The sequence below is a fragment of the uncultured Allobosea sp. genome (assembly GCF_945957345.1).
In the GTDB taxonomy this organism is placed as follows: Bacteria; Pseudomonadota; Alphaproteobacteria; order Rhizobiales; family Beijerinckiaceae; genus Allobosea.
Window position 1 is genome coordinate 1 of the sequence record NZ_CAMFKW010000086.1, and the last position, 9814, is coordinate 9814.

Sequence of the window (9814 nt, forward strand, 5' to 3'; positions counted from 1 at the left end):
TCAGGTGCTGGCGCCTGCAAGGGCGTGGAGGTTCGAGTCCTCTCCTGGGCACCACTCTTTCTCTCAGCAGGAGAAAGAGCCGAGCATTGAGAATGAGTTAGACGGCACCCCGCCTCAACGCGGCCCCTGCCCCGACCTTCAAGATGCATGATCCCCTCACTACCAAGGCGGGGTCTTTTCTGAACGAAGAATGGCGCCGGCCCTTCATGGGCTCACGGGGCAGTTGCCATCCTTCTCGCTGCCGCGAAATGGCGTTGGAAATTCGGATATTGCGCCGCATCTCGGCCGGGCGCGATCGCTAAGAATAGACCTCCATCCGCCTCACAAGCCGCCATCGTCAACGCTTCGGCAGCGCCGCTACCTCTTCCGCGGCACTATGGAGATGGCTCGCAGGGTCGATCATTGGGCACAGATTCGCTCCGGCTTTCGGGGTACTGGGAAGGCCAAGCGATCGCGATGATGCCCGTCCGCAACTCATCGACTAAAGTAGAAACGCCCTCCTCGACTTCGCTTGACTTCTCTCCCCAACGAGCCCTCTCTGACCTTAGGGAATCAGAGAATGCCAGTACAAGCATTACGCAGAGCATGGGAGAGAGAGGCCTGTAGATGGGCTGCTCTTGCTGGCGGCGTTCTGCTCACGACCGCAAGCTTCGGGCAGACTGCCAGCCAGATCACCCCTCCGAGTTTCCGCCCCGATCAGCTCCGTTCCGGCGGGGCGCTGGTCTTTTCAGGCAAGCCCGGGCTTGATGCTCCTGCCGGAGCCGACCGTTTGTCGATCCGGCTCTCCGGCGTCACGATCGAGGGCGGGCTCGGTGAGCTCAGCGCCGAGCACCAGCGCCTGCAAAAGAGGCTCGCCAGCGGCCGCATTCCGGCTTCGGAACTCTTCGCCGCAGCTCGCGAGCTGGAAGCGGCTTATGCGCGCGCGGGCTACGTCCTGATGCGCGTCGTGCTGCCCGCGCAGAACCTGAACGATGGCGGCAAGCTGCGGATTGTGGTCGTCAACGGCTATGTCGAGCGCCTCGATCTCAGCGCCGTTCCCGAAAACGTCCGCGGGCGGATCGAAAGCGTTCTGCGTCCCCTGGTCGGGAAGCGCGAGCTCCGGCTCGCCGATATCGAACGCCGGCTGGTCATCGCGGGCGATACGCCGGGCGTCGCCTTGCGCTCCGCGCTGTCGCCGGGCGCGGAACCCGGCGCCACCGTGCTCGTCGTCTCGGCGGGCTATCGGCCCGTGACCGGAAGCGTCGGCTACGACAATACGCTTTCCAGCGCGCTTGGCCGTTCGACGGTCTCGACGGGCCTCGAAGTCAACAGCGTCCTGGGCTGGGGCGAAACCTTCTATCTGCGCGCCGCAGGCCATCCGAGCGGCAACGACAATTCGGGCTTCGGCGGTCTCTTCGACAGCCATCCACGGATGCGGACCCTATCGGGCGGAACGGTCATTCCGCTGGGCATCGATGGCCTGACCCTGAATCTGGAGGCGACCCAGAGCCGTACGGCCCCGAAGCCGCCATTCGGCCTGCCGCAGACCGCGAGCCAGTTCGAGCGCTATTCGGCGCGGCTGCGCTATCCCTGGCTGCGGTCCCGCACCCTCAGCTTCGCCTCCGAGCTCATCTTCGACGCCGAGGAAGAGCGCATCGACCTGTTCCTCCCGAGCCTCAAGCTGCCGCTTTCGCTCGATCGCTTGCGGGTGCTTCGCGCCGCCGCCGATGGCTCGATGCTGTTGCCGACCGGCGGCGTTCTGTCGGGGCGCGCGATCCTCTCGGCGGGGCTCAAGGCTTTCGGCGCACGGACCGCGGCGGATGCATCGCCGTTCCTGCCGCTTTCCCGTTTCGGAGCCGATGCGGATTTCCGGAAGTTCGAGGCGATCCTGTCGCTCGCGCAGCCGCTGGCCGAGCATCTCGGCGTGGCCTTCATGGCCCGCGGCCAGACCTCGTTCAATCAGGCGCTGCCGCGGGCGGAGCAGATCGGCACCGCCTCGTTCCAGGAATTGTCGACCTTCGATGCCGGCACCTTGGGCGGGGATAGCGGCTGGGTGCTTCGCGGCGAAGTGAACTCGCCCTGGTCGACCTCCTTCGCGGGCGTTCCCGTGTCGGCAACGCCCTACGCCTTCGCCGCCACCGGCGCCCTCTATCTCGTGCACCCCACGGCGGTCGAGCAGGCGACGACGCATGTCACCTCGGTCGGCCTCGGCGTCCGGCTCGCGGCCACGCTCGACCCGTCCTTCTCGCAAGCGTCGCTCTCTCTCGAATATGGCCGGAGATTCCGCGACGACCGGATACGGAACGACAACCGCTTCACCATGGTGGGTTCGCTCCGCTTCTGATCGCACATCGTAGCTGCCTTCCGGATTCGAAGAGGAATCTTGGATGAGACTTCGCCACGCTACTTTCAGGTTCGCGCTTCTCGCAGGCACCTGTCTCATCGCGCTGCGCCCCGGTCTGGCCGGGGAATTGCCGGCGGGGGCGTCGATCGCGTCCGGCGCGGTCGGCATCTCCAGCCCGGGTGCGAACACGATGACGATCCAGCAGTCTTCGGCTGCCGCGATCATCAACTGGCAGAGCTTCTCGATCGGAACGGGCGCCACCGTGAACATCCAGCAGCCCGCGACCTCGTCCGCGCTGCTGAACCGGGTCACAGGCTCGACCACGTCGACCATCGCCGGCCAGCTCAACGCGAACGGGCAGGTCTATCTCGTCAACCCGAACGGCATCCTGATCACGCCGACCGGCACCGTCCGGGCCGGCGGCGGCTTCGTCGCCTCGACACTCGGAATCACGGATGAGGATTTCATGGCCGGGCGGCGGAGTTTCGCCGGAACCGGCAACTCCGCCGCGGTGGTGAACCAGGGCACGATCGAGGTCGGTCGCGGCGGCTACGCGGCCCTGCTCGGCGGCGCGGTCGAAAATGCGGGCACGATCAGCGTACCACTGGGACGAGTCGGTCTCGGCGCCGGCGAGCGCGCGACGCTCGACATCTCCGGCGACGGCTTCCTGGAGGTCGCGATGCCGTCGGGCTCGGCCGGCGACAAGGCGCTGATCCAGCAGAGCGGGCGCATTCGCGCGAATGGCGGCCGGGTCGAGCTGAAGGCGGCGACAGCGCGCGAAGTCGCCAGGCAGTCGATCAATCTCTCCGGCGTCATCGAGGCGCGCACGGTCGGCGGGCGCTCCGGCGCAATCGTGCTGGGCGGCGGTGCCGGCGGAACCGTCAAAGTCTCCGGCAGGCTCGACGTCAGCGCGACACGCCGGGCGCGCAAAACCGCCTCAGTGCGGAGCGGATCGGGCGTGGGCGGCAGCGTCACCATCACCGGAGACCGGATCGGGCTGACCGGCGCGACGATCGATGCCAGCGGCCGCAAAGGCGGCGGCACCGTCAAGATCGGTGGCGATCTGCAGGGCGGAGGAACCTTGCCGCATGCCAGCAGCGTCGTCATCGACAGCAAGACGCAGATCCTCGCCGATGCGACCGAGACCGGAAATGGCGGCAATGTCGTCGTCTGGTCGGATGCGTTCACCAGCTTCAGCGGCCTCATCCGCGCGCGCGGCGGGGCCAATGGCGGCGATGGCGGCTTTGCCGAGGTGTCGAGCCATGGCGTGCTCGATTATACCGGCCAGACGATCCTGACCGCGGCGCGCGGCAAGTTCGGCACGCTCCTGCTCGATCCCTACGACATCTATATCGAGAGCGGCCCGACCACGAACGGCTCACTCGGCGGCTCGACCTTCACGCCGAGCGGGCCGAACTCCGTGATCAACGCCACGACCCTGCAAACCGCATTGGCGAGCGCCAACGTCTCGCTCCAGACGGGCCGGACCTCCTCCAGCCCCGGCACCCAGAACGGCAACATCACGGTCGGCGCACCGGTAACCTGGTCGCAGGCGACCACGCTGACACTGGACGCCAACAACAACATCATCATCGGCGAGGCGATTACCGCTCCCGCCGGCGGGCTGATCCTCAATGCAGGCGGCGCGATCACCACGCCGGCGAGCTATGGACGTTCGGACGGCATGACCGCTGCCTCCGCTACATCCGGTGCTGTCAATGTCGGGACGTTCCAGCTTGAGGCGGGAGCATGGACACAGGTCTCGAACCCGCTACCGGCGTTTTCGGCGACGGATTTCCGTGTGACCGGCGGCAGCTTCCTGCGCGTGCTCGGCGGCGACGGCAGCGCCGGCAATCCCTATGCGATCAGCGATGTCTATGGCCTGCAGGGCGTCAATACGGTCACGAGTTCGGGCGGGGCTCCCGACCTGACGCTGAACTACCGGCTGGCGAACGATATCGACGCCAGCGGGACAAGCCAATGGACCGACGGCCGCAGCGTTGTCGGCTTTACGCCGATCGGCGGCTCTACGCCCGACCTTCCGGCCTTCTCGGGCATTTTCGACGGCCAGGGTCACACGATCAGCAGCTTGTTCATCAACCGGCCCTCGTCTTCTGAGGTCGGTCTCTTCGGCGAGGTTGCCGGCACGGTGCGGAATCTTTCGCTGGCCGGCGTCGACATCACCGGGAACAGCGCCGTCGGATCGGTCGCCGGCCGCAATTTCGGGGCGATCAGCCATGTTGTGGCCTCCGGAACCGTGGCCGGCAACCAGTTCGTCGGCGGGCTGGTCGGAGACAACAGCCCGCCGGAAAGCTCCTTCCCGCCCACGCCCAGCATCGACCAGTCCAGCACGAGCGTGACGGTTCAGGCCGGCGCCAGCGCGAACGCCGTCGGTGGCCTCGTCGGCTACAATGCCGGCGACATCTCGCTCGCCTACGCCACCGGAGCCATCACCACGGGCGCGGGGAGCACCTCCGTCGGAGGGCTGGTCGGAGAGAATGCCGGCGGCACGATATCGCAGACCTACGCGACCACCGCCATGAGCGGGGCACCGCCCCAATTCGGCGGGCTCGTCGGCTTCTTCTCCAGCGGGACGCTGACATCGTCGTTCTGGGACACCACGACGACCGGCCAGTCCCAGGCCATCGGCTCCAGTGCCAGCGCAACCAGCGCGACAGCGACGGGCCTTACGACGGCGCAATTCCAGGACCCCGGCACTTTCGTGCCGCTCGCGCAGGCGCAAGGCTGGAGCTTCGAGGCCAACTGGGCACCGCCGAGTCCCGGCTTCTATCCAGTGCTTTATTCGATCGCGCCGGTCATCCGCGCGGTGAGCGACAACCCGACGCGCTTCTATGGCGATCCCTCGTCCCTTGCGCCGGGCACGTTCTATGGCGGACCGGGCACCTATGTCTTCGGGCCGGCCGGCGACACGGTCTCGCTTTCCAACGCGCTCGCGAGCCCCGCAACGACGGCAAGCCCTGTCGGCACCTATGCGATCACCGGCGTGAACCAGACCAGCACCGGGGGCGTCAACTACCGCGTCGTCGCCACGCAAAGCGACGCCGCGTTCACGCCGAGCCTGACGGTGACACCGGCGCCGCTCGTCATCGCCGGCAATACCCTGCTCAAGGCCTTCGGCACCTCGTTCACCTTCACCGGCCTGGAATTCACGGCCACCGGCCTGCGCAACAGCGAGACGATCGGGTCCGCCGCCTTGTCGAGCCTGGGAAGCCCGACGCTCGCCGGTATCGGTCTCTATGCGATCCAGATCGGGAGTGCCGCCGGTGGAACCTTCAATCCGAGCAATTACAGCATCACCTATGTGCCTGGCACGATGATCGTCGGGACCGATCCGACGCTGATCGACACGCCGCCCGCGGGAAATCCCACTCTCGATCTGCCGCCGACAACCGTTTCGCTGCCGAACCCACCCGATACCTTCGACCTGGGCGGCCCCGGAGGCGGCAGCGGCGGCAGCGGCGGTGGCGGACCGACCCTTGGGCCCGGCACGCTGCGTGAGCCGGCCACGGTCGAGCGCTCCTCCAACGATCTCGAAGCGAAGGTGGCGAGTTGCGACAGCCAGTTCGAACGGTCGAAGAACGCGAGCCAGTACAAGGTCTGCGTCGGCGACGCGCTCGAACAATTCGCCGATGCGCTCGAAGCCAAAGGCGTCGACCTGCCCGGACCACTGCGGGGTATCCCTGCCGTCATCCGGCAGGCGGCCCGCCAGGTTCGCGCGGCCCGGACGGTCCAGGAAGCGCGGGCGGCGGTCGGTACCGCCGTAGCGGAGGTCCGCAAGGCGATCGCCCTGCTCCGGGCGGACGACCCATCCATCGGCCGCCTCCAGGTTCAACAGGCCAATCGCATCGCCTCGGCGCTCGGTTCCGTCGAGAACAGGCTTTCGCGCGCAACGGGGCTGTGATGGTACGACCGATGGAAGTGCTGAGCCCGCTCCCGACATGGACGCGGGCCGCGGACGCAGGTAAAAATCGGCGGGGGTTCATTACGTTGCGATAGCTCGATGATGGGCGGCGGGAAGGGCTTTGCAATGTCCGTGTGCAGCCGCTTGCGAGACGGATGGGTTGCGCGCCTGCGGAGCGGGCTCGCCATCCTCGCTGTCCTGATCGTCGCGCTCGCCGCGGCCTCCTCGGCGCAGGCCGAGAAGCGTGTGGCTCTCGTCATGGGGCTCAGCGCCTATCAGGGCCTGCATGAGCTGAAGAACCCGAGGAACGACGCCGCCGATATTTCGGAAGCCCTGAAACAGCAGGGCTTCGAGGTTCTCTTCGGCGAGGACCTGGGCCTGTCGGCGATGCGGGACCTGATCCGGAAATTCACGGCCCTCTCGCGCGATGCCGACGTCTCGCTCTTCTATTATGCCGGCCACGGCTTCCAGATCGATTCCCAGAACTATCTCGTTCCCGTCGATGCCCAGGTCAGGGACCCTATCAGCGTCAAGCAGTCGACGCTGAGCCTTCAATCCGTCCTTTCCGGGCTAGAAAACCAGCGCGGCATTCACCTGATCTTCCTCGATGCCTGCCGCAACAACCCGATGCCGAAGGCTGCGGCCGGCGTCGGCGAAATTTTCCGGGACGGTCTGGCCCGTGTCGGCAATGCCGCCAATTTCCTGCTCGCCTTCGCGACGCAGCCCGACAACGTCGCCTATGACGGCGCCGGGCGTAACAGCCCCTTCGCGACGGCGCTGCTGAGCCATATCGCCACGCGCGGCCAGGACATCGCTTCGATGATGATCAAGGTGCGCCGCGACGTGATCGCAGCCACTGGCGGGCAACAGATCCCCTGGGAAAACTCCTCGCTGATCCGACAGTTCGCGTTCCGGCCGGGCGATCCCGAGACGGCCTCGCCCGAGGTTCAGCTCTGGCAGCTCGGCGCCGGACTGCGCGATCCCGCGCTGCTGCGGCTCTATATCGAGCGCTTCCCGAGCGGAGCCCATGTCAACGAAGCGCGTTCCTATCTCGATCCGACGAAGCTCGCCTCGCTCGATGCCGGTGCGGCGCGCAACAGCCCAGCGACCGACACCAAGGAAGACGACGCCCTGTGGGACGTGGCGCTGAAGATCCGCACGCGGCCGCTGGTTGATTTCTACCTGCGCCGCTATCCGACCGGCAAACATATCGATGCTGCCCAAAAGCTCCTGACAGCCCTGCCGGACACCAGCAACGCCGCTCCGGAAACCCAGTGCGAACGGCTTGCGACCCATCCCAGGGACGTGACCGCCAATCTCGAGGGCGTTCCGCTCGAGGAGCTCGTCCGCAATGTCGACAGGGCCATCGATGCCTGCCGGCAAGCGGCAGCGGCCCATCCCGAGATGCCGAACTACACCGCTCTGCTCGCGCGCGCCCTTTGGGCCGGAAATCAACGGAGCGAAGCGCTCCGGCTCTACCGGGAGGCGGCCCAGCGGGGCAATCTGCGCGCGATGGTCAGCCTCGGCCTGATCCTGGAAGCCGGCGATGGCGTCCCGAAGGATGTGAGCGGCGCCTATGCCCTGTACGAACGCGCCGCAATGGCCGGCAGCCCCGATGGCGCGATCAACCTGGCGGTCGCCCTCATGCAAGGCACGGCCCTGCCGCGCAACGTGCCGCGAGCGATCGAGCTGCTGACGACCGCCTCGCAGCAAGGCTCGGCGATCGCGGCCTTCAATCTCGGCGTGCTCGCCGAGCAGTCCGTGAGCGGCACGCCGGCCCAGGCGCTCGGCTATTTCCGCAAGGCCATCGAGCTCGGGGACGTCAGGGGCTATCGCGCCGCCGCCGTCCTGCTCGACGAAGGCAGGGGCACGCCGAAGGACCCGGCTTCCGCGGCCGAATTCCTGCTGCGCGCCGTCGCCGCGGATTCCGGCGATGCGATCGAGGAGCTGACCAAATCCAGCAAGAGCTGGTCAGCCGACACAATCCGCGCCGTGCAGCAACGCCTGCAGCAGGCCGGATATTATCAGGGCTCGCTCGACGGAAGGAACGGCCCGAAGCTGCGGCCCTCGCTGCAACGCTGGCGGAGCGGCGGAATCGTCCTCAAGAGCGGGTGAAGGCAGGGCATCAGTCGAACCGACCTGGCCGCGCCGCCCCCGACGCCTCAGCCCTCCAGAGAAAAGCGCGGGCTGCCATAGGGATAATAATCCTGCAGCGACAGGTTCTCGTAAGGCAGCGCGTCGAGATGGACCGTGCCCATGAAGGGCTCGGGCGGCTCGACCAGCAGGATCGTGGGCGTGAAGCCGCTATCGTCGAAGCCGCGGCGGAAATGGACGCGCGACTTGATCGCGATCACATCGAAATCCCGTGGCGAGAGTCCGAGCTGCCAGAGCTCCGAAGGCTCGATGATCTGGACGAGATAGGGGCTGAGCACCAGCACGTTGCCCTTGCCGAATTCGACGCAGATCCAGTCCTTGCCTTGGCCGCGCGCGGTCGTTGCCGGTCCCACCGAGCGCAACGTGCCGGAGATGCGAATCGGCGCTCCCGCCGATTCGTCGAAGAGGCCGCCGATCTCCGCATCGAACGCATCGCCCGGCTTGGCGGTGGATTCGAGTACGGCGCGGATGGCATCGGGCGAGGCGATCGTCGCGATCAGCGTGCGTTCAAGCTTCTGCGCGACGATCTCCTGGAGCAGCCAGGTCGCATAGCCCGAGCGGTCGCTGTAGTCGGCGAGCAGGACGGGGCCCTTGCCTTCGGCGACGGCCTCGCGGGCCAGAGTGACGGCTTCCTTCGCCTTGTAGATCTTGACGGTGTCCAGCAAAGCTTCGCGCCGACGCCAGGTCCACTCCGCCATGTCGCGGATGACGCGCTCGGCGAGGTCGGGGTCGTTGTTGGTCAGCACCTGCAGCGACATGCCGGCATCGGGCACGTCGGACCAGGGAAAGCCGAAGAACACGTTGACGAAGACATCGGGCTCGCGCGCCTCCCAGATCAGGGCGTGCTGGATCAGATCGGACCAGGGCGAGGCGCCGGTCCACATCACCACAGTCGGCGCGATGATCGGAATGCGCAGGGTGCGATGCACCGGCTTGAAGCTGCCGCGGAGGGCGCGGACCAGCATACGCGCTGCGCGCTCGCCCTGCAGATGCATGTCGTAATGCGGGAAATATTTGACGCAGAATGCCATGTCGGCCTGCGCGAGGAAAGCTTCGTCCTCATTGCCATGCGGGTCGAAGGTCGCGGTGATGAAGGCCTTGTCGCCGACAACCTCGCGGACGCGCCGGGCGATATCGGCTTCCGGCTTCGGCACGCCGCGCACCGCGAGCGCACCGTGGAGCGCGAGATAGACGCCGTCGAATTGCGGCTGCGCCTTCAGCTCCGCGATCATGATGCCCATGAAATGCTCATAGGCATCCTCGGTGACCCAGCCCGAGCCCGTTCCGGTGCGCGGCCAGAGCGGGGAGGTGATGCCGACGAGCTCGACATCCGCGAACTCGTGGGCGACCTGCACGAATCCGCCTGTCAACGGCGGTCGGATTCCAGGCCATCGTGGCGGAGTAAAAGCAGGCCA

General features: G+C 66.8%; 4 protein-coding genes. 3 read left to right on the forward strand and 1 reads right to left on the reverse strand.

Annotation, left to right across the window (positions count from 1 at the left end; all coding sequences use genetic code 11):
• Positions 1-769: 769 nt before the first annotated feature.
• The 3 genes from Q0Q36_RS24195 to Q0Q36_RS24205 all read left to right on the forward strand — a co-directional run bounded on the left by Q0Q36_RS24195 (position 770) and on the right by Q0Q36_RS24205 (position 8360).
• Positions 770-2323 carry a ShlB/FhaC/HecB family hemolysin secretion/activation protein gene (locus Q0Q36_RS24195; RefSeq protein WP_293802297.1) on the forward strand — a complete coding sequence of 518 codons (1554 nt, stop codon included), beginning with the start codon at positions 770-772 and terminating at the stop codon, positions 2321-2323.
• Positions 2324-2366: 43 nt separating this feature from the next.
• Positions 2367-6245, forward strand: coding sequence for a filamentous hemagglutinin N-terminal domain-containing protein (locus Q0Q36_RS24200; protein WP_293802299.1), 3879 nt, complete (start codon positions 2367-2369; stop codon positions 6243-6245).
• A 126-nt stretch (positions 6246-6371) separates the two neighbouring features.
• Positions 6372-8360, forward strand: a complete 1989-nt coding sequence (locus Q0Q36_RS24205; protein ID WP_293802301.1) for a caspase family protein — start codon at positions 6372-6374, stop codon at positions 8358-8360.
• Positions 8361-8407: 47 nt separating this feature from the next.
• Here Q0Q36_RS24205 and Q0Q36_RS24210 read toward each other — a convergent pair whose 3' ends face one another.
• On the reverse strand, positions 8408-9754 hold the full coding sequence (locus tag Q0Q36_RS24210; RefSeq protein WP_293802303.1) for a M81 family metallopeptidase: 1347 nt from the start codon (positions 9752-9754) through the stop codon (positions 8408-8410).
• Positions 9755-9814 lie beyond the last annotated feature (60 nt).

Excerpts from the sequence above, each read along its gene's own strand:
- Q0Q36_RS24205 (WP_293802301.1), top strand. The coding sequence starts at position 6,372 with ATGTCCGTGTGCAGCCGCTTGCGAGACGGATGGGTTGCGCGCCTGCGG.
- Q0Q36_RS24200 (WP_293802299.1), top strand. The coding sequence starts at position 2,367 with ATGAGACTTCGCCACGCTACTTTCAGGTTCGCGCTTCTCGCAGGCACC.